20 protein-coding genes and 1 riboswitch are annotated in these 16,935 nt (G+C 68.9%); of the genes, 7 read left to right on the forward strand and 13 right to left on the reverse strand.

Annotated elements, in window-relative coordinates:
• The first annotated feature begins 12 nt into the window (after positions 1-12).
• Positions 13-594 (forward strand): 5-formyltetrahydrofolate cyclo-ligase, encoded by a 582-nt coding sequence (locus tag PV762_RS23235; RefSeq protein ID WP_421037357.1) that lies wholly within the window; start codon positions 13-15, stop codon positions 592-594.
• 88 nt (positions 595-682) lie between these two features.
• On the opposite strand, the gene PV762_RS23240 is transcribed toward PV762_RS23235, so the two are convergent.
• A complete protein-coding gene (locus PV762_RS23240; protein ID WP_421037358.1) occupies positions 683-1,678 on the reverse strand; it encodes a LysR family transcriptional regulator in 996 nt (331 codons plus the stop codon).
• 126 nt (positions 1,679-1,804) lie between these two features.
• Between PV762_RS23240 and PV762_RS23245 the strand changes: the two genes are divergently transcribed.
• Positions 1,805-2,167, forward strand: a complete 363-nt coding sequence (locus tag PV762_RS23245) for a DUF2917 domain-containing protein (RefSeq protein WP_421037359.1) — start codon at positions 1,805-1,807, stop codon at positions 2,165-2,167.
• On the opposite strand, the gene PV762_RS23250 is transcribed toward PV762_RS23245, so the two are convergent.
• Positions 2,112-2,672 carry a TfoX/Sxy family protein gene (locus PV762_RS23250; protein ID WP_421037360.1) on the reverse strand — a complete coding sequence of 187 codons (561 nt, stop codon included), beginning with the start codon at positions 2,670-2,672 and terminating at the stop codon, positions 2,112-2,114. The genes PV762_RS23245 and PV762_RS23250 overlap by 56 nt on opposite strands.
• 108 nt (positions 2,673-2,780) lie before the next feature.
• Here PV762_RS23250 and PV762_RS23255 point away from each other — a divergent pair, with 108 nt between their 5' ends.
• Positions 2,781-3,374 (forward strand): 5-formyltetrahydrofolate cyclo-ligase, encoded by a 594-nt coding sequence (locus tag PV762_RS23255; RefSeq protein WP_421037362.1) that lies wholly within the window; start codon positions 2,781-2,783, stop codon positions 3,372-3,374.
• Positions 3,371-4,714, forward strand: coding sequence for a Xaa-Pro dipeptidase (pepQ, locus tag PV762_RS23260; protein WP_421037363.1), 1,344 nt, complete (start codon positions 3,371-3,373; stop codon positions 4,712-4,714). The genes PV762_RS23255 and pepQ overlap by 4 nt, the downstream gene beginning before the upstream one ends.
• Before the next feature lie 10 nt (positions 4,715-4,724).
• Here pepQ and PV762_RS23265 read toward each other — a convergent pair whose 3' ends face one another.
• The 4 genes from PV762_RS23265 to ahcY all read right to left on the reverse strand — a co-directional run bounded on the left by PV762_RS23265 (position 4,725) and on the right by ahcY (position 8,534).
• Complete coding sequence (locus tag PV762_RS23265; RefSeq protein ID WP_421037364.1) at positions 4,725-5,381, reverse strand: OmpW/AlkL family protein; 657 nt, start codon at positions 5,379-5,381, stop codon at positions 4,725-4,727.
• A 129-nt stretch (positions 5,382-5,510) separates the two neighbouring features.
• Positions 5,511-6,350, reverse strand: a complete 840-nt coding sequence (gene metF, locus PV762_RS23270) for a methylenetetrahydrofolate reductase [NAD(P)H] (RefSeq protein WP_421037365.1) — start codon at positions 6,348-6,350, stop codon at positions 5,511-5,513.
• Positions 6,347-7,078, reverse strand: coding sequence for a TlyA family RNA methyltransferase (locus PV762_RS23275; protein WP_421037366.1), 732 nt, complete (start codon positions 7,076-7,078; stop codon positions 6,347-6,349). Before PV762_RS23275 ends, metF begins: the two co-directional genes overlap by 4 nt.
• A 22-nt stretch (positions 7,079-7,100) precedes the next feature.
• Positions 7,101-8,534, reverse strand: coding sequence for an adenosylhomocysteinase (gene ahcY / locus PV762_RS23280; protein ID WP_421037367.1), 1,434 nt, complete (start codon positions 8,532-8,534; stop codon positions 7,101-7,103).
• Between the two features lie 114 nt (positions 8,535-8,648).
• Positions 8,649-8,747: riboswitch (S-adenosyl-L-homocysteine riboswitch) on the reverse strand.
• Between the two features lie 41 nt (positions 8,748-8,788).
• Here ahcY and PV762_RS23285 point away from each other — a divergent pair.
• The gene (locus PV762_RS23285) at positions 8,789-9,607 is read left to right on the forward strand and encodes an HAD family hydrolase (RefSeq protein WP_421037368.1); all 819 of its coding nucleotides are present in this window, start codon (positions 8,789-8,791) and stop codon (positions 9,605-9,607) included.
• Here the strand turns inward: PV762_RS23285 and PV762_RS23290 are convergent.
• The 4 genes from PV762_RS23290 to PV762_RS23305 all read right to left on the reverse strand — a co-directional run bounded on the left by PV762_RS23290 (position 9,508) and on the right by PV762_RS23305 (position 11,006).
• A complete protein-coding gene (locus PV762_RS23290) occupies positions 9,508-9,990 on the reverse strand; it encodes a hypothetical protein (protein WP_421037369.1) in 483 nt (160 codons plus the stop codon). The genes PV762_RS23285 and PV762_RS23290 overlap by 100 nt on opposite strands.
• A gap of 209 nt (positions 9,991-10,199) precedes the next feature.
• Complete coding sequence (locus PV762_RS23295; RefSeq protein ID WP_421037370.1) at positions 10,200-10,385, reverse strand: oxidoreductase-like domain-containing protein; 186 nt, start codon at positions 10,383-10,385, stop codon at positions 10,200-10,202.
• Between the two features lie 62 nt (positions 10,386-10,447).
• Positions 10,448-10,705 (reverse strand): translation initiation factor IF-1, encoded by a 258-nt coding sequence (gene infA, locus PV762_RS23300; RefSeq protein ID WP_067278543.1) that lies wholly within the window; start codon positions 10,703-10,705, stop codon positions 10,448-10,450.
• An 85-nt stretch (positions 10,706-10,790) separates the two neighbouring features.
• Positions 10,791-11,006, reverse strand: a complete 216-nt coding sequence (locus PV762_RS23305; protein ID WP_421037371.1) for a hypothetical protein — start codon at positions 11,004-11,006, stop codon at positions 10,791-10,793.
• Positions 11,007-11,530: 524 nt separating this feature from the next.
• Between PV762_RS23305 and PV762_RS23310 the strand changes: the two genes are divergently transcribed.
• Entirely contained in the window at positions 11,531-12,370 is an 840-nt protein-coding gene (locus tag PV762_RS23310) for an oxidoreductase (RefSeq protein ID WP_421037372.1), read from the forward strand.
• Positions 12,371-12,588: 218 nt separating this feature from the next.
• Here PV762_RS23310 and PV762_RS23315 read toward each other — a convergent pair whose 3' ends face one another.
• The gene (locus tag PV762_RS23315; protein ID WP_421037373.1) at positions 12,589-13,554 is read right to left on the reverse strand and encodes an AraC family transcriptional regulator N-terminal domain-containing protein; all 966 of its coding nucleotides are present in this window, start codon (positions 13,552-13,554) and stop codon (positions 12,589-12,591) included.
• Between the two features lie 7 nt (positions 13,555-13,561).
• A complete protein-coding gene (locus PV762_RS23320; RefSeq protein ID WP_421037374.1) occupies positions 13,562-14,503 on the reverse strand; it encodes an AraC family transcriptional regulator N-terminal domain-containing protein in 942 nt (313 codons plus the stop codon).
• Positions 14,504-14,692: 189 nt separating this feature from the next.
• Between PV762_RS23320 and PV762_RS23325 the strand changes: the two genes are divergently transcribed.
• Positions 14,693-15,721, forward strand: coding sequence for an aldo/keto reductase (locus tag PV762_RS23325; protein ID WP_421037375.1), 1,029 nt, complete (start codon positions 14,693-14,695; stop codon positions 15,719-15,721).
• Positions 15,722-15,728: 7 nt separating this feature from the next.
• Here the strand turns inward: PV762_RS23325 and PV762_RS23330 are convergent, their stop codons facing one another.
• Positions 15,729-16,826: a DNA glycosylase AlkZ-like family protein gene (locus PV762_RS23330; protein WP_421037376.1), complete on the reverse strand. Its 1,098-nt coding sequence runs from the start codon at positions 16,824-16,826 to the stop codon at positions 15,729-15,731.
• Positions 16,827-16,935: the final 109 nt, after the last annotated feature.

Raw genomic sequence — 16,935 nt, forward strand, 5'->3', positions numbered from 1 at the left:
GAAGCCGCCGGTATGACCGGCAAGACCTGGCCCCATGAGCGAAGCGAATTGCGCCGCGCCTTGCTGGCGCGCCGCCGTGAATGGTGGGCCGGCGCCGAGGCGCGTCTCGCGTCTGACCAGCTGGGCGAGCAGCTGCTGCCGTTGCTGCGTCAGCTGGAGCCGCTGACCCTCGGCCTCTATTGGCCCCTGGAGGGTGAATTTAACGCAGCGGCCTGGGCCTCGACCCACAAGCTCGGGGGGGAAATGCAATTGGCGCTGCCCTTCGCGCGTAAAGCCGGCGATCGGGGACCCGCCTCGATGGATTTCCGCCGCTGGGACGGGCAGGAACCGACGGTGAAGGACGAATGCGGGATCCCGAGCTCGAGCGGGCCGGTGCTGGTGCCGGACGTGCTGCTGGTGCCCTGCCTGGGCTACACGCGGGAGGGCTTCCGGCTGGGCTACGGCGGCGGGTATTTCGACCGCTGGATCGAGGCGCATCCCGGGGTCACGACGATCGGCCTGGGATGGCGCTGCTGCGAAGCGGCCTTCGAAGTGCAGCCGCACGACCAGGCACTGACCGTGGTGCTGACGGAGCGCGAACTCATCGCCCCCTGACCGCCAGTCCGGCCGGCATCAGCCCCTCTCCCGCACTGCGGGAGGGGGGCCAAGACGAGCCGCGGTGGCAGTGCGGCAGCCCTGTTGCTCAGCCCGAGTTCTCATCCACCGGCGGATCCGGCTCGCCGATCGCTCGGCGCGTGAGCTTGGCCTGCTCGCCGATCCATTGCGCGAACTCGACGACCTCAGGCCGCTGCCGGCCATGCTCCGACATCATGAGCCAGTACACCGTCGGGCAATCGGTGCGGCCGGCTTCGCCGAAGGGCTCCACGAGTTCGCCGCGCTCCAGCGCCTCGTAGATCATCGGCAGCCGCGCCAGCGCCACCGCCTGTCCGGACACCGCCGCCTGGATCTGCTGGTAGGTGAAGTTGAGGTACATCCATCGACGCGGCTGCAGGTCCGGCGCGCCGTGCAGCGCCAGCCAGCGCCGCCAGCTCAGGAACAAGCCGCTCGGACGCTGGTCGTCTTCCTCTGCCAGCGTGTACTGGCGCAGGTCGGCCGCCTGGCTCAACGGCGGGCCCTGGCCCTCCTGGGCCTGCTTGGCCACCCACGGGTTCACCACCGGCGTCAGCATCTCGCCGAACATGCGTCGCGCCGACGACGCCACCCGGTTCGGCGCGGCATAGCGCAGCGCCACGTCGAACTCGCTGTCGTCGATCTCGACGAGCTGATCCAGCGCCGACACGCGGATGTCCATGTCGGGATGCTCCCGCTGGAAGGCCTCCAGCCGGGGGATCAGCCACAGCGATGCAAAGGAGGCGAAGGTCGTCACGTTGACGACGCGCCGGCCGCGCGTCGTGCGGATCTGACGCACGGTGCTGTCCAGCCGCTCCAGCATCGGCTCCACGACCGCGAGCAGGAGCTTCCCGTCCGGTGCCAGCTCCACATGCCGGGTGCCGCGCTTGAACAGCGTCGCGCCCAGTTCCTCCTCCAGCGACCGGATCTGGCGGCTGACGGCGGACTGCGTCAGGAAGAGTTCCTCAGCCGCGGCGCTGAAGCTCAGCCGCCGGGCGACCGCCTCGAAGGCCCGCAGCGGACCGACGGCGAGCGGACGGTGACGGGCGGGATTCTTGAGCGGATTCATGCGTGAATGGTATCAATCGACGTCGCAAGACTCATTGGACCATCCTGCGGGTCAACCCTAATATCTCACCATGCCCACGAGGAAGGCCGCCGTCAGGCGCGCTGTGCGAGGGGCGGGGAGTCGATCATGAATGTCATGCAAAAGTCATCAATCCAGGTCAGCCGCGACGACGCCGCATGGACCTTGTCCGCGGGCGAGGCCATGAGCCTGCCGATCGGCCCGGGCCGTCGTGAACTGCATGTGCTCGACGGTCGCGTCTGGGTGACGCAGCGCGGCGACCTGAACCTGCCCGCGCAGGACTTCTGGCTGTCGGCCGGCGAAACGCTGGAAGTCGGCAGCGGCACGGAACTCGTCGTCGAAGCCTGGCCGACCGCCCGCTTCCAGCTGATGGTGCCGCCGCAGGCCTGCGCCAATCCGCTGGCGCGCCGCGTCGTCAGCCGCCTGCCTTCTTTCGGGCAGCTGTTCGGCCACCGCCTGGCGAACGCCTGACCGCCGGAGACGCCGTCGTGACGCCCTTCAGCGCCTTGGCCGGTTTCTCCTTCGTGACGGTGCTCGGCTCGGCGCTGGTGCCGGCGCTCTTCTTCGGCGTCCTGGCCTTCGGCTTCGCGTTGGCGGAGCGCAAGGCCGACGCCATCGCCAGCCGCCCCCAGGGCAGCATCAGCGCAGGGGATTCCAGCGCCTCCTCCGGCGGCCGGAAGTAATTCAGGCTGGCGACTTCCTGTCGCCCGTCCTTGCCGCTCTTCGAGTACCGGAACGGCTCGCAGCCGGCGTCCCCGTAGCGGGACTGGCTGACGGCGTCCGCCTTCAGGTAGAGCTCGTCGCGGCTGATGATGGCCAGGAAAAGGCCGTCCACGTACAGCCCGAAGCCTCCGAACATCCGCCGGGCCAGCACCGGCCCGAGCGGGGCCAGCAACTCCATGCAGTGATTCGCGAAGTCCGCGCCCGCGCCGGTGACGCGGCGGACGGTGCCGGTGGTGGTGGTGCCTCGTGCCATGAGGGCGACTCTAGTTCAGCGCCAGGAAACTGGCGTCGTGTCCGCGAGGCGGCCACAATGGTCCGCACCAGGGCCCGCCGGGTCCGTGAGGGAAGGCGAATGGGCTGGATGGATCCGAACGACAAGCTGCCGATCTCCGAAGACCGCCAGGCGCTGCGCGAGCGCCTGATCCGCGAGCGCCTGGACCTGCCGGGCCGCCTGGAGCTCGCCGACGTGGTGCAGAGCGTGCTGCGCGTCTGGCTGGTCGGGCGCAAGGAAAAGCGCATCGCGGCCTACTGGCCCATCAAGGGCGAATTCGATCCGCTGCCGGCGTTGTACCGCTGGAGCGAGGTCGACGGCGACCGCCGCATCGGCCTGCCGGTCGTCGATCGCGAGGAAGGGCGGCTGCGCTTCCACGTCTGGTATCCGGGCTGCCCGATGGAAGAGGACGCCACCGGCATCACCAAGCCCAAGGACACCGAGGCCTTCGATCCGGAGCTGCTGATCCTGCCTTGTCTCGGCTACGGCCCGGGCGGCATCCGCATGGGCTACGGCGGCGGCTTCATGCTGCGCACGATCGCGCAGATCCAGCCCAGGCCGGTGGTCGTCGGCGTCGGTTTCAGCCACGGCTTCCAGCCGACGCTGACCGCCCAGCCGAACGACGTGCGGCTCGATGCGATGCTGACCGAGATGGGGGTCGTCTGGGAGAATCCGCGCCCATGAGCTCCGCCGATCCCCACGCCCTGAACGCCCTGAATGCTCTCTACGCCGACCACCTCGCGGAACAGCAGCGCCGCACCGACCACGCGTTGCAGCGCGGCGGATTCGATGCGCTGCTGATCGCGTCGGGCATCGAGAAGTTCGCCTTCCTCGACGATCGCCCCTATGTCTTCCAGCCGAATCCGCATTTCAAGCTGTGGGTGCCGCTGCTCCGTCATCCGGACAGCTGGCTGGTGATCCGCCCCGGGCACAAGCCGCGCCTCGTCTACGTGCAGCCCGAGGACTACTGGCACGTGCCGCCCGAGGCGCCGAGCGGCTTCTGGGTCGACCACTTCGAGCTGATCATCGTCCGCAAGGCGGAAGAGGCGCTGCCCTATCTGCAAGTGCCCGGCACGCTGGCGATCGTCGGCGAGGCGGACGCGGCGCTGGGCGACATCGTCCCGAACAACCCGCCCGAGGTGTTGAACCCCTTGCACTACGCGCGGGCCGCGAAGACCGGCTACGAACTGCTGCGTCTGCGCGAGGCGTCGGCGCTGGGCGCGAAGGCGCACCTCGCGTCGCAGCGCGCCTTCCGCGAGGGCCTGTCCGAGGCGGCGATCCACAACGCCTACCTCGACGCCTGCGGCTTCGCCGAGCGCGACCTGCCCTACGGCAACATCGTCGCGCTCAACGAGCACGCGGCGGTGCTGCATTACCAATACCAGGACCAGCTGGCCCCGGCGCAATCGCTGTCGCTGCTGGTGGATGCGGGCGCGCACAGCGGCGGCTACGCATCGGACATCACCCGCACGACCGGCAACGGCGACGCGACCTTCCAGGCGCTGATCGATGCCATGGAAGCGGCGCAGCTGCGGCTGGTCGACCGCGTGCGCGCCGGCGTCGACTACCGCGACATCCACCTGGCCTCGCACCGCGAGACTGCCGGGGTGCTGCGCCAGCTGGGCATCGTGAAGATGGACGAGGAGGCGATGCTCGCGCAAGGCGTGACCTCGACCTTCCTGCCGCACGGCATCGGCCACCTGCTGGGACTGCAGGTCCACGACATCGGCGGCTTCATGGCCGGCGAAGACGGCGGCACGATCGCCAAGCCGGACGGTCACCCGTACCTGCGTCTGACGCGCGTGCTGCAGCCCGGCATGGTCGTGACGATCGAGCCGGGGCTGTACTTCATCCCGATGCTGCTGGACAAGCTGCGCGCCACGCCCGCCGCGGCAAACGTGGACTGGCCGCTGGTCAGGCACCTGAGCGCCTTCGGCGGCGTCCGCATCGAGGACGACGTCGCCTGCCGCGAGACAGGCGCGCCGGAGAACCTCACCCGGGATGCGTTCGCGGCCTTGATCTGAGCCAGGCTGATCAGAACCGGTAACCGACGCCCACGCCCACCAGCAGCGGATCGATCTTGAACTTGCCGACGTTCGTTCCCTTGGAGCGAACCTCGGTGTCCATCTGGATCTTCTTCACGTCGACGTTGATCGACCACTGCTTGTCGAGCATCACGTCGAAGCCCGCCTGCGCCGCCAGGCCGACGCTGTTCTTCGTGATCGTCGGCTCGAGCGCGGCCTGCACGGCAGGCTCGAAGTGGACGCCGGAAAAGCGCGTGTAGTTCAGGCCCGCGCCCAGGTAAGGGCGGAAGCCGCCTTCCGGGTTGAAGTGGTACTGCAGCGTCAGCGTCGGCGGCAGGTGCTTCACCGAGCCGATGCGCTGGCCGTTGCTGTAGAGCTTGTGACGCTGCGGCACCGTCAGGACCAGTTCGGCGGCCCAGTTCGGCGCCATGAAATAGCTGAAATCGACTTCGGGGATGGTCTTGCGGCTCAGGGACAGACCCAGGCCGGTGTGGTCCTTCTCTGCAGGGTCGATGTTCACCGCGCGGGCGCGGAAGACCCACGGGCTGCTCTGCGCATGAGCCGACGGTGCCATCGCGGTGGCGAGCGCGGCGAGCGCGACGCCGACGGCGATCGACGGACGGAAGAAGGCGGGGCGGGCGCCGGAGACGGAAAGGATGCGGGACATGCGGTCACTCCTGGTCAATGGGATGACCGGGATTGAACGCGGACCGCTCCGTGAGAACCTTGACCGTTCACAAGGAACGGCGGCGAACCGGTGCGGTTCCCCGCGCCGGCGCGAAGCGCTTGCGCCTTATCAAGCTTTCGTGGCGAGACCGAGGCGTTCACACAACGCCAGCGTGAGCGCGCTCTGGTTGAGCGAATAGAAATGCAGCCCCGGCACGCCGCCGGCGATCAGGCGTTCGCACAGCCGCGTGACGACGTCCAGGCCGAAGGCGCGCACCGAGGCGGCGTCGTCCATGTAGCCTTCCATCTTCAGCGCGACCCAGCGCGGGATCTCGATGCCGTCGCGCTGCGCGAACTGCGCGATGCGTGCGAAGTTGTTGATCGGCATGATGCCCGGCACGATCGGGACGTCCACGCCGATCGCCCGCGTCGCGTCGACGAAATGGAAGTAGGCATCGGGGTTGTAGAAGAACTGCGTGATCGCGCCGCTGGCGCCGGCGCGCACCTTGTCCGCGAAGAACTGCAGGTCGCGCGCCGCGTAGCGCTGCTGCGGGTGGTACTCGGGATAGGCGGCCACCTCGATGTCCCAGTCCGCGCCTTGCGTCTCGCGGATGAAGCGCACCAGCTCGGCCGCGTAACGGAACTCGCCCGCCGTCGCCGTCCCGCTGGGCAGGTCGCCGCGCAGCGCGACAACGCGCCGGATGTTCTGCGCGCGGTAGGTCGCGAGGATCTCCGCGATGTTCTCGCGCGTCGAGCCCACGCAGGACAGGTGAGGCGCCGCCTCGAAACCGGACGAGGCGATGTCCGCGACGGTCGACAGCGTCTTCTCGCGCGTCGATCCGCCCGCGCCGTAGGTGACGCTGAAGTACTGCGGATCCACCGCGCGCAGCTCCTGCACGACGGTCTTCAGCTTCTCGGTGCCGACGGGCGTGTTGGGCGGGAAGAATTCGATGCTGACAGGCGTCGTCATGGTTTCTGAACCCAGATGAAAAATTCGGTGTTGCCGTCGCCGCCGGTGACGGGGCTTTCGAACCAGCCCTTGACGACGAGGTCGCGCTTCTCAGCGGCCGCCACGGCCTGCTCCTTGAGCACGACGTATTGCGCCTTGTCCTTGACGATGCCGTTCTTGTTCAAGGCCTTCGGGCCCAGCTCGTACTGCGGCTTGATCAGCAGCAGGGCCTGGCCTTGCGGCTTGAGCCAGCCGACCACGTGCTTGAGCGTGCCGATCATCGAGATGAAGCTCAGGTCGCCCACGACCAGATCGAAGGGCTCGGTCGGGACGTAGTCCTTCACGTGCATGCCTTCATGGGCGGTCACGCGCGGGTCCGCCTTCAAGGTCTCGTGCAGCTGGCTGTGGCCGACATCGATGCCGGTCACGTGCGCCGCGCCCGCCTTGAGCAGCACGTCGGTGAAGCCGCCCGCGCTCTGGCCCATGTCCAGCGCCGTGAGGCCCGCCACCGACACGCCGACCTTGGCCAACGCGCCTTCGAGCTTGAGCCCGCCGCGCGAGACGTAACGCAGCTCGGCGTCGTCCGTCACGCGCAGGGGGGTGGTGTCGGGCAGGTCCTCGCCGCACTTGCGCACGACGGTCCAGCCCTTGGGGCCTTCCCACTCGACCGCACGCGCGTTGATCAGCCGCTGGGCGGCCGAGCGCGTGGGCGCCAGGCCAAGGGAGAGAAGCAGCTGGTCAGCACGCATGGTCGGGTCTCGGGTCGGTCAATCAATAACGGTAGGTGTCGGGCTTGTACGGGCCCGACTTCGACACGCCGATGTAGGCGGCCTGCTCGTCCGTCAGCTCGCTGAGCTGCGCGTTCAGCGTCTTCAGCTGCAGCCGGGCGACGTGCTCGTCCAGGTGCTTGGGCAGCACGTAGACCTGGCCGACGGCGTAGGCGTCCTTGTGGGCGAAGAGCTCGATCTGGGCGATCGTCTGGTTGGCGAAGCTCGACGACATCACGTAGCTCGGGTGGCCCGTGCCGCAGCCCAGGTTCACCAGGCGGCCCTTGGCCAGCAGGATGATGCGTTTGCCGTCGGGGAAGATCACGTGGTCCACCTGCGGCTTGATCTCTTCCCACTCGTACTTCTCGATCGACGCGATGTCGATCTCGTTGTCGAAGTGGCCGATGTTGCAGACGATGGCGTTGTGCTTCATCGCGGCCATGTGCTCATGGCGGATCACGCCCTTGTTGCCGGTCGTGGTGACGAAGATGTCGGCCTTGTCGGCGGCATATTCCATCGTCACGACGCGGAAGCCTTCCATCGCGGCCTGCAGCGCGCAGATCGGATCGATCTCGGTGACCCACACCTGCGCCGACAGCGCGCGCATCGCCTGCGCGGAGCCCTTGCCCACGTCGCCATAACCGGCGATCACGGCGATCTTGCCGGCGATCATCACGTCGGTGGCGCGCTTGATGCCGTCCACCAGCGACTCGCGGCAGCCGTACAGGTTGTCGAACTTGCTCTTGGTGACCGAGTCGTTGACGTTGATCGCGCGGAACAGCAGCGTGCCCTTGGCCGACATTTCCTTCAGGCGATGCACGCCCGTGGTCGTCTCTTCCGTGACGCCGATGATCTCGGCGCTCTTGCGGGTGTACCAGGTGGCGTCCTCGGCGACCTTCTTCTTGATCGCGGCGAACAGGATGCGCTCTTCCTCGCTGCCCGGATTGGCCAGGACCGACAGGTCCTTCTCGGCCTTCTGGCCCAGGTGCATCAGCAGCGTCGCGTCGCCGCCGTCGTCCAGGATCATGTTGGGGCCTTCGCCCGCGGTCCCCTTGGCGCCGAAGTCGAAGATGCGGTGCGTGTAGTCCCAGTAGTCTTCCAGCGTCTCGCCCTTGTAGGCGAAGACGGGGGTGCCTGCGGCAACCAGCGCGGCGGCGGCGTGGTCCTGCGTCGAGAAGATGTTGCACGACGCCCAGCGGACTTCCGCGCCCAGCGCCTGCAGCGTCTCGACCAGCACGGCGGTCTGGATCGTCATGTGCAGCGAGCCGGTGATGCGCGCGCCCTTGAGCGGCTGCGCGGCGGCGTATTCCTCGCGGATGGCCATCAGCGCGGGCATCTCGCTCTCGGCGATCTTGATTTCCTTGCGGCCCCAGTCGGCCAGCGACAGGTCTTTGATCAGGTACTGGTCTTGGGCCAGCGGCTTCAGTTGGGCGTTCATGCGGACTCCTGCGAGGAAGGGCCGTCGACGCCAGCGATCAGGGCATGGGGAGAAGTGCGGAGGGCAATTGCTGGGGCATTTGCCGCTCGGTCCTCACCCGGCCTGCGAAGGGTCGACGGGTGAGCGCGGTTGCCATTGCCGCGGGCGTGTCGCCGCGCGGCGGTTCCGAGCCTGGCCTCCATGGGATGGGAGGTCGCAACGCTCCTCGGAACAGGGCCGGATTGTAGTCATGTTCGGGCCCACAATCGCCCCCCATGCGAACGATTCCCCCTCTCAGCGGCTGTCCCGTCACGGCCTGGCGCCCCCTGCGCGGGGTGCTGACGGACATCGACGACACCCTGACGGAGGAGGGCGCGATCGCCCCGGCGGCGCTGGAGGCGTTGCGGGAGCTGCAGGCGGCGGACGTGCCGGTCATTGCGATCACCGGGCGTCCCGCCGGCTGGAGCGAGGCCTTTGCGATGGCGTGGCCCGTCCGGGGGATCGTCGCGGAGAACGGCGGCGTGCTCCTGCACCGGGACGGGAAACGGCTGTCGACCGAATTCGCACAGGACGACGCGATGCGCGCGCGGAACCTCGCGCGGCTGCAGGCCTGCGCGCGGGAGATCGTCGCGACGGTGCCCGGCGCCGTGCTCGCCCGCGACAGCGGAGGCCGGCTGACCGACATCGCCGTCGACCACAGCGAGTTCACGGCGCTGGACTACGACGCGATCGCCGCCGTCTGCGACCGGATGCGCGCCCACGGCCTGGTGGCGACGGTCAGTTCGATCCACGTCAACGGCTGGATCGGCGACCACAGCAAGTGGACCGCCGCGACCTGGGCGGTGAAGCGGCTGACGGGCCTGGACTTCGATCCCGCCGAGTGGGTGTATGTCGGCGATTCGACGAACGATCAACTGATGTTCGAACGCATGCCGCTGTCGGTGGGGGTGGCCAACATCGCGCGTTTCCTGCCGATGCTGGATCACCCGCCGACCTACGTCACCGCGACCGAGCGCGGCGAGGGCTTCGCGGAAGTGGCCCGCGCACTGCTGCTCGCACGCGGGACGGCCGGCTCGTCGACGACGGGTCGGTGAGGGCGCGGCTGCCGGCCCTCGACCGGATCCCAGGCATGGCGGCCGACCAGCGCGGAGATGCCCGGCCAGTCATGTCCGCGCGGCAGCACGCGCGCCAGCGCCGCATGGCTGACCCGGCCCCCGACGGCCACGAGGCGTTCCGCCACTTCGATCCGCCGGCGCCGCAGCCGCGGCAAGAGCCAGCGGTTGGTCGGACGCTCGCGCAGCACGCTCGGATGCGGCATGCAGCGGTGCTCGGCCATCATCAGATGGCGCAGCAGGATCTCGAGCCCGAACGGGTCGAGGCCGCGCCAGTCGGTGCTCAATCGCGCCAGCGCGAAGCGCAGATTGGCCTGCGCGTCGGAATGCGCGACATGGAAACGGGACTGGCCGGTCATGAACATCGAGACCTCCGGAGGGCGGTAGCGCTGCGCCGCTGCGGCAAGCGCGGCGCCTGTCCTTGATGTCGGCCTTGGGAAGCGGATCCTGAACCGCGGGATGTCCCCAGAAACGTCACGAAAGGAAATCGCCGCCCGAGAGCGGGAGGGGCGGTCCACAAAAGGAAAGGGCCGCGCGAGGCGGCCCCTTTTTGGGGGTGGGGCACGGAAAATCGTCAGGACGCCTCGGGATGGCGCGCCTTCCAGGCACGCAGGGCCTGCCGGTACGCGTCCATTGCCAGATCGTGCAGGTCGAAGATGCACGGATCGCAGCCGTTGCCGCAGCACGCATCGATGTCCGGCTGCGGCGGCGGCACGGGCATGGGGTCCTCGGGCTGAACGTCGATCATGGCGTCGACCATGGCGTCAAATCATGGCTGGCGATTTCCCCGCGGGAGCCGGAGGCTTCCCGCGGCAGGGGGCGTCAGCGACGGACCGGCGGCGGGCCCGAGTGGTTCGAACGCTGCAGGTGACGGAAGGTGATCCGGCCCTTGGTCAGGTCGTACGGCGACATTTCCAGCGAGACGGCGTCGCCGGCCAGGATGCGGATGTGATGCTTGCGCATCTTGCCGCCCGTGTAGGCGATGACCTGATGGCCGTTTTCCAGCGTCACGCGAAAGCGCGAGTCCGGCAGGATTTCGTTGACGACACCCTGCATTTCGATCAGTTCTTCCTTGGCCATACGGCTTGCTCCATGCTTGAAGATGAAAAGGGCGCCAGCCGCGGTCTGCCGCAGGCCCTCGCCTCGGAAATCAACGGCGCGCGGCTCAGTGGCTGCGCGCCCAGGCGGTGCCTTCGGTCTCCGCATAGCGCAACGCGGCGCGGCGGGTCTCGAAGGTCGGCACGAATCGCATGACACGATCAATGCTGGCCATGCCGCGTCCCGACTGGATCGAGACGGCCGCGGCGAAGCCGCCGTCGGCATGGGGTTTGGTCATCGGTGAGACAAGGAATCGCCCCACCTCAATGCGTTTGTTCTGCATCGTTATTTTGAGGTGTGCGCCTTGACAGGCAATCGCAATAAGCAACCGTCTTGGCGCGGTGTGGGAAGGTGTGCCATCTCCATTCGATGATACGAACGGATGGGGGCACGGAAAGTGGTTCCAGATGCCGATCAGCCGAATGGCGAACAGGCTGGCCGAAACCAGAAACGCTCAAGCGCACGAACCGGGGGGTGATGCTGGTGCGAGCCGCTCGCAGAAGTGTCCTTGGGAGGGACCGGAGGGGCTGCAGAAGAAGACCTGAAGAGGGTGGTCTTGTGCGAGTCAAGCAGCGATTGTAGCCCAAGCGCGAGATTCGCGCATCTCCCGAGGGCACCCCAGGGTGGGGGAAGTCCAACAGCGCCGCGGTCAGGGGTGGGAGACCGCCTTCGTCGGATCGTGCAAGCGGTTTGCCGGAACCGGCACGTGCGGTCGCCGCCCCGTTCCTAGGATTCATCCGTCCCCCAACACCGGCCTCGGCACCTGGTTGCCGCCCGGCCACGAACCCTCTGAAGGACGGAATTTCCATGAGCAAGATCTGGTTCATCACTGGCGCCAACCGCGGTTTCGGTCGTGAAATCGCCCGGGCGGCGCTGGCCGCCGGCGACCGCGTCGTCGCCACCGGTCGCAACGTCGAGGCGTTGAAGACGGCGTATGCCGACCACGGAGAAGACGTGTTGTGCCTTCCGCTGGACGTCAGCCGTGAGGCGGAAGCCGCCGACGCGGTCGAACAGGCCGTGGCGCGCTTCGGCCGCATCGACGTGCTGGTCAACAACGCGGGCTACGGGCAACTCGGCCTGTTCGAGGAAATCAGCGCCGCCGACGTCGAACGCCAGTTCGCCACCAACGTCTTCGGCCTGATGCACGTCACCCGCGCGGCGCTGCCGGTGATGCGCCGGCAGCGCGACGGGCACATCATCAACATCGCGTCGGTCGGCGGCTTCCGCGGGTTCGACGGCGCGACGGTGTACTGCGCGACGAAGTTCGCCGTCGACGGGTTCACCGCGTCGCTGGCGCCGGAGCTCGCCGGCTTCAACATCCGCGTGACGGTCGTCGAGCCGGGCTTCTTCCGCACCGACTTCCTGGATGCCAGTTCGGTGCGCTACGGCACGGCGCCGATCGCGGACTACGCGACGCTGCCCACGCCGCCGCTGTCGACCTACGAGGCCTACAACCACCAGCAGCCCGGCGATCCGGCGAAGCTGGGACGCGCCTTCGTCGAACTGGCCGCGATGCCGACGCCGCCGCTGCATTTCGTGGCCGGTTCGGATGCGCTGGGCATGGCGCGCGAGACCTTCGGTCAGCGCGTGGCGGAGATCGAGGCGCATGCCGCCCTGTCCGCCTCGCTGGACCGCGACGAGGTCTGACCGGTCGCCGGCCGCCGGCCGCCGCCGGGACGCTGCCCATCGTGTCGGCGGTTTCGACGAGTGGCTCCGGCTCCAAGGTGATCCGGCAAGGGAGCAAGTGCACGCGGGTCGATGAGAACCGCGTTGCCGCGATCAATCCGACCGACGATCGCCTCAAGAATGCCCCGGCGATGGTGGGGAACTGCTTCAGCAAGTGAGAGGGGTGAGCGGGGCGACGCTCAGGCCGGTAACCGCGCCGATGGCGTGTCTCGCCGCTTCGCCGCATCCCGGGACGGCGGCGCGCCGTAGAGGCGGCTGTACTCGCGACTGAACTGCGACGGGCTTTCATACCCGACCGCGTGGCCGGCGCGCGCGACCTCGAGGCCCTCGGCGATCAGCAGCCGCCGCGCTTCCTGCAGCCGCAGCTGCTTCTGGTATTGCAACGGGCTCATGGCCGTCAGGGCGCGGAAGTGGTGATGCAGCGAGGACGCGCTCATGTGCGCCTCCTTCGCCAGCGATTCGATGCGCAGCGGCTGCGCGTAGTGGGTCTTCAGCCAGCGGATCGCACGGTGCACGCGCTGCGTCTGGCTGTCGGCGCGGGCGACCTGCGCCAGACGCTCTCCCTGCTCGCTGCGCAGCACGCGGTAGACGAGCTCGCGCATCGCCATCGGCGCCAGCGCCGCATGGTCCTCCGGATGGTCGAGCAGCTGCATCAGGCGCGCGGAGGCATCGAGCATCTCCGAGGTCACGGCGCTGACGAAGAGTCCTCGCCCCGGGTCGTCCCCGGCCTGTGTGGTGCCGTCCATCGACGGGACCGATGGCGTCGGCACGGCCGCCGCCCGCGGTGGACCGCTGCGCGCGACCAGCTCCGCCACTTCCTCCGGATCGAAATCCAGTCGCAGGCAGAGGTAGGGACGCTCCGGCGTCGCTTCGATCACGCGGCCGCTGACCGGCAGGTCCGTGGTGAACACCATGAAGCGCGCGGCGTCATAGACATACCGGTCGTCGCCCAGGAGGACCTCCTTCGCGCCTTGCGCGATGAGGCAGAACGCTGCCGGCTGCAGCGCGTGCGCGAACTCGCCGCCGGGGGCGTCCTGCCGGATGGCCCAGAGCCGGGGCAGCGCCGTCGGCCAGACGCCGGGACGCGGCGCGTGGCGCAGCAGCATCGCGCCCAGGGCGCCTGTGTCCTGCATGAGGGCGCTCATCCCGCGTTCATCCCGCGCGCAGCAGCTGCTCGATGTCGGCGCGCGGCGGCGTGCCGAAGAGGCGGCGGTACTCGCGGCTGAACTGCGAGGCGCTCTCGTAGCCGACCTGGTGTGCCGCGGCCGCCGCGTCCAGGCCTTCGCCGAGCATCAGCCGACGCGCGTGCTGCAGCCGCAGCTGCTTCTGGTACTGCATCGGCGACATGCTCGTCAGCTGCTTGAAGCGCTGGTGCAGCGTCGACGCGCTCATGTGCGCGACGGCGGCCAGCTCGTCGATGCTGATGGCTTCGCTGAAGCGGCGGTTCAACTCGTCGATCGCGCGCCCCAGGCGACGCGTCGCGCTGTCCTGCTGCGCCAGCGCCCGCAGCCGCGGGCCCAGCGGCCCGGTCAGCACGCGATAGAAGATCTCCCGCTGCAGCAGCGGCGCCAGCACGCGCTGATCCTCCGGGTTGTCGAGCAGTTGCATCAGGCGAAGCGCCGCACTCAGCATCGACTCCGACACCGGCGCGACGTTCAACCCCGACTGCGCCGACGGCGACGCGTCGGTGCTGGCCGGGCCGACCTCCAGCATCAGCTCCGCCAGCGTCGCGGTCGAGCAGTCGATGCGCACGCACAGGTAGGGCTTGTCCGGTGTCGCCTCGATCACGCCGCCCTTGGGCAGCATCGGCATCGACACCAGCAGGAAATGCAGCGGGTCGTAATACAGCGTCTCGGTGCCGAGCTCCACCTTCTTGCGACCCTGCAGCACGATGGCCAGGCCGGGCTCGTAGAACGCCGGCGCGGTCTTGGGCATCGCGCAGCTGGCCTTGATCAGGTGCAGGCAGGGAATGGCCGTCGGGCGCGAGCCCTCGGCGTCGATGTGCCGGAGGGTGAGATCCACCATCTGCGCGCGCAGGGCCTGCAGCGCGTCGGGGAAACCGTCGGCGAGGGGAATCGGAGTGGGTGCGACCATGCATCGGATTGTGCAAGTCCGTCGCGCGCGCCGCCAGCGCCCGCGAGGGCTTCGGATGGGGTTCCGGAGGATCGGGCAAGGATGGGCGAGCATTGCGCTGGTTCCGGAGGGGGGCGGATTCCTAAGCTCTCGGTCATCGCGGCGGCCGTCCGGTCGTCGCGCGCCCACCGTCTTCGAAGGAGTGCCGCCATGACCATCATGTCCAGGGAACCGCTGAACAACCTGCCCCAGCTGCCGCGTCGCCGGCTCGGCGCGCACGGACCGGAGGTCTCCGCGCTCGGCCTCGGCTGCATGGGGATGTCCGATTTCTACGGCCCGGCCGACGCGGCCACGTCGATGGCCGTGCTGCACCGCGCGCTGGATCTGGGGATGAACTTCCTCGACACGTCCGACATCTACGGCAACGGCGCCAACGAGAAGCTGCTGTCGGGGCTGCTGGCCAACCGGCGCCGTGAGGTGGTGCTCGCCACCAAGTTCGGCATCGTGCGCAATGCGGACGGACTCTCCGCCGGCGTCAACGGCCGGCCGCTGAACGTGCACGCGTCCTGCGACGGGAGCCTGCGCCGTCTGGGCGTCAACCACATCGACCTGTACTACCTGCACCGCGTCGACAAGTCGGTGCCGATCGAGGAGACCGTGGGCGCCATGGCCGCGCTGGTGCGCGCGGGCAAGGTGCGCCACATCGGCCTGTCCGAGGCATCGGCCGAGACGATCCGGCGCGCCCACCGGGTGCATCCGATCGCGGCGGTGCAGTCCGAGTACTCGCTGTGGACGCGCGACGTGGAGGCCGAGGTGCTCCCGACCTGCCGGGAGCTCGGCATCGCGCTCGTCCCCTACAGCCCGCTGGGGCGTGGCTTCCTGACCGGCGCGATCCGCAGCGCCGATCAACTGGCGGCCAACGACTGGCGGCGGGTCAATCCCCGGTTCCAGGACGGTCATCTGGCGCAGAACCTCGCGCTGGCCGACGCCCTCGTCGCGCTGGCCCGCGATCACGGACTGACGCCGGCGCAACTGGCGCTCGCCTGGCTGCTGGACCGCGGACCGGACGTCGTGCCGATTCCCGGCACACGTTCGATCGCGCGGCTGGAGGAGAACGCGATGGCCGCCCGCCTGCGGCTCAACGACGTGTTGCGCGAGGACCTGCGCGACCTGCTCGACAGGTTCCCGGTCGCCGGGGAACGCTACCCCGAGGTGTCGATGGCGCTGGTGAACGCCTGAGATCCTGTCATTCCTCCAGTCCGAGGAACCGGGCCATCTCGTCGTACGCCTCGTCGAGCGCGGCGCGGAAGACCGCGTCGCGCGGCCGCTTGTCGATGAAGCCGAGGTCCGGGACCAGCGTCCCGCCCTCGACCTTCAGGTTGGCCCAGCCGATCATCCGGTCGCCCCAGAGCATCGGCAGCGCGTAGTGGCCCCTGGTCCGCTTCGCCGCCGGCGTGTAGGCCTCGAAGCGGTAGGCCCAGCCCCACAGCCGCTCGAAGCGGCGACGGTCCCAGACCAGCGGGTCGAAAGGCGCGAGGAAGCGCAGTCGCCCCGGCTCGACCTTGTGGGCGCGCGCGGCGGGGTTCTCGTCGGCCGGCCAGTACCAGACCTCGCCGTCGACCTTCGCATGGGCCCAGCGGGTCTTCGCTTGCTTCAGCACGTTGCGCGCTTCGACCTGGAGGTGCGGCGCGCCGTAGCCGAGCAGCGAGGTGAGGTAGCCCAGGCTCGCCGACGGCAACGGCGCGTAGAGCGCCACGATCATGTCGAGCAGAGCGCCTGCCCGCGCGTGGCGGGCCTCGGGGCTGTCGTCCTGCAGCAGGTGCTCGATAACCTCGTAGACCCGCGTGCCGGAGTCTCGCCGCGCCACGCGCAGCAGGCCGCGGTAGTGCATGCCGTCGAGCAGCTGGGTGCTCGCGTTGAGCTCGCCGCCCCAGTAGCCCTCGACGCGGCCATGGGTGAAGGCCTGCTGCACCTGCTGCGGATGGGTGCGGCCGCGCGCGCGGACGAATTCGAGCACCTCGGCGGCGCGGGCGTTCATCGCGTCGTCCCAGGGGCGCTTCGCGGTGCGCGGGTGCAGCAGCGCCAGCGTCTCGCGCGGCAGGAAACCGTAGTTGACGAGGGCGTCCTCCTCGATCGCGAGCCTGGTGTATCGCGCTTCGAGCTGGCCGGCGCGGTAGTCCTTGACCCGGTGCATCAGGATCAGGTCCTGCGCGCGCGCCGGGGCGCGGATCGGATCGGCCTGCACGAAGCCCAGCCGCTGGATCGCGCGCAGCAGCGTCGTCGGCTTGAAGAAGGTGCGGGCGATGGCGTGACGCCGCAGCGCGTCATGGTCGATCACGGGCATTCGGAGGCAGTGGTCGTCGAAAGCCGTGACGGTACCCCGGCTGGGCACCTGGCGTGTCAGCAGAGAGCCGTTGACGGCCGAGTCTGCCGGCCCTCACTCCCACCCGCTC

Origin of the sequence: Mitsuaria sp. CC2 (assembly GCF_048957715.1) — a bacterium.
In the GTDB taxonomy this organism is placed as follows: Bacteria; Pseudomonadota; Gammaproteobacteria; order Burkholderiales; family Burkholderiaceae_C; genus Roseateles.

Coding starts and splice junctions, on each gene's coding strand:
- PV762_RS23235 (WP_421037357.1), top strand. CDS start 13: ATGACCGGCAAGACCTGGCCCCATGAGCGAAGCGAATTGCGCCGCGCC.
- PV762_RS23240 (WP_421037358.1), bottom strand. CDS start 1,678: ATGAATCCGCTCAAGAATCCCGCCCGTCACCGTCCGCTCGCCGTCGGT.
- PV762_RS23245 (WP_421037359.1), top strand. CDS start 1,805: ATGAATGTCATGCAAAAGTCATCAATCCAGGTCAGCCGCGACGACGCC.
- PV762_RS23250 (WP_421037360.1), bottom strand. CDS start 2,672: ATGGCACGAGGCACCACCACCACCGGCACCGTCCGCCGCGTCACCGGC.
- PV762_RS23255 (WP_421037362.1), top strand. CDS start 2,781: ATGGATCCGAACGACAAGCTGCCGATCTCCGAAGACCGCCAGGCGCTG.
- pepQ (WP_421037363.1), top strand. CDS start 3,371: ATGAGCTCCGCCGATCCCCACGCCCTGAACGCCCTGAATGCTCTCTAC.
- PV762_RS23265 (WP_421037364.1), bottom strand. CDS start 5,381: ATGTCCCGCATCCTTTCCGTCTCCGGCGCCCGCCCCGCCTTCTTCCGT.
- metF (WP_421037365.1), bottom strand. CDS start 6,350: ATGACGACGCCTGTCAGCATCGAATTCTTCCCGCCCAACACGCCCGTC.
- PV762_RS23275 (WP_421037366.1), bottom strand. CDS start 7,078: ATGCGTGCTGACCAGCTGCTTCTCTCCCTTGGCCTGGCGCCCACGCGC.
- ahcY (WP_421037367.1), bottom strand. CDS start 8,534: ATGAACGCCCAACTGAAGCCGCTGGCCCAAGACCAGTACCTGATCAAA.
- PV762_RS23285 (WP_421037368.1), top strand. CDS start 8,789: ATGCGAACGATTCCCCCTCTCAGCGGCTGTCCCGTCACGGCCTGGCGC.
- PV762_RS23290 (WP_421037369.1), bottom strand. CDS start 9,990: ATGTTCATGACCGGCCAGTCCCGTTTCCATGTCGCGCATTCCGACGCG.
- PV762_RS23295 (WP_421037370.1), bottom strand. CDS start 10,385: ATGGTCGACGCCATGATCGACGTTCAGCCCGAGGACCCCATGCCCGTG.
- infA (WP_067278543.1), bottom strand. CDS start 10,705: ATGGCCAAGGAAGAACTGATCGAAATGCAGGGTGTCGTCAACGAAATC.
- PV762_RS23305 (WP_421037371.1), bottom strand. CDS start 11,006: ATGCAGAACAAACGCATTGAGGTGGGGCGATTCCTTGTCTCACCGATG.
- PV762_RS23310 (WP_421037372.1), top strand. CDS start 11,531: ATGAGCAAGATCTGGTTCATCACTGGCGCCAACCGCGGTTTCGGTCGT.
- PV762_RS23315 (WP_421037373.1), bottom strand. CDS start 13,554: ATGAGCGCCCTCATGCAGGACACAGGCGCCCTGGGCGCGATGCTGCTG.
- PV762_RS23320 (WP_421037374.1), bottom strand. CDS start 14,503: ATGGTCGCACCCACTCCGATTCCCCTCGCCGACGGTTTCCCCGACGCG.
- PV762_RS23325 (WP_421037375.1), top strand. CDS start 14,693: ATGACCATCATGTCCAGGGAACCGCTGAACAACCTGCCCCAGCTGCCG.
- PV762_RS23330 (WP_421037376.1), bottom strand. CDS start 16,826: ATGCCCGTGATCGACCATGACGCGCTGCGGCGTCACGCCATCGCCCGC.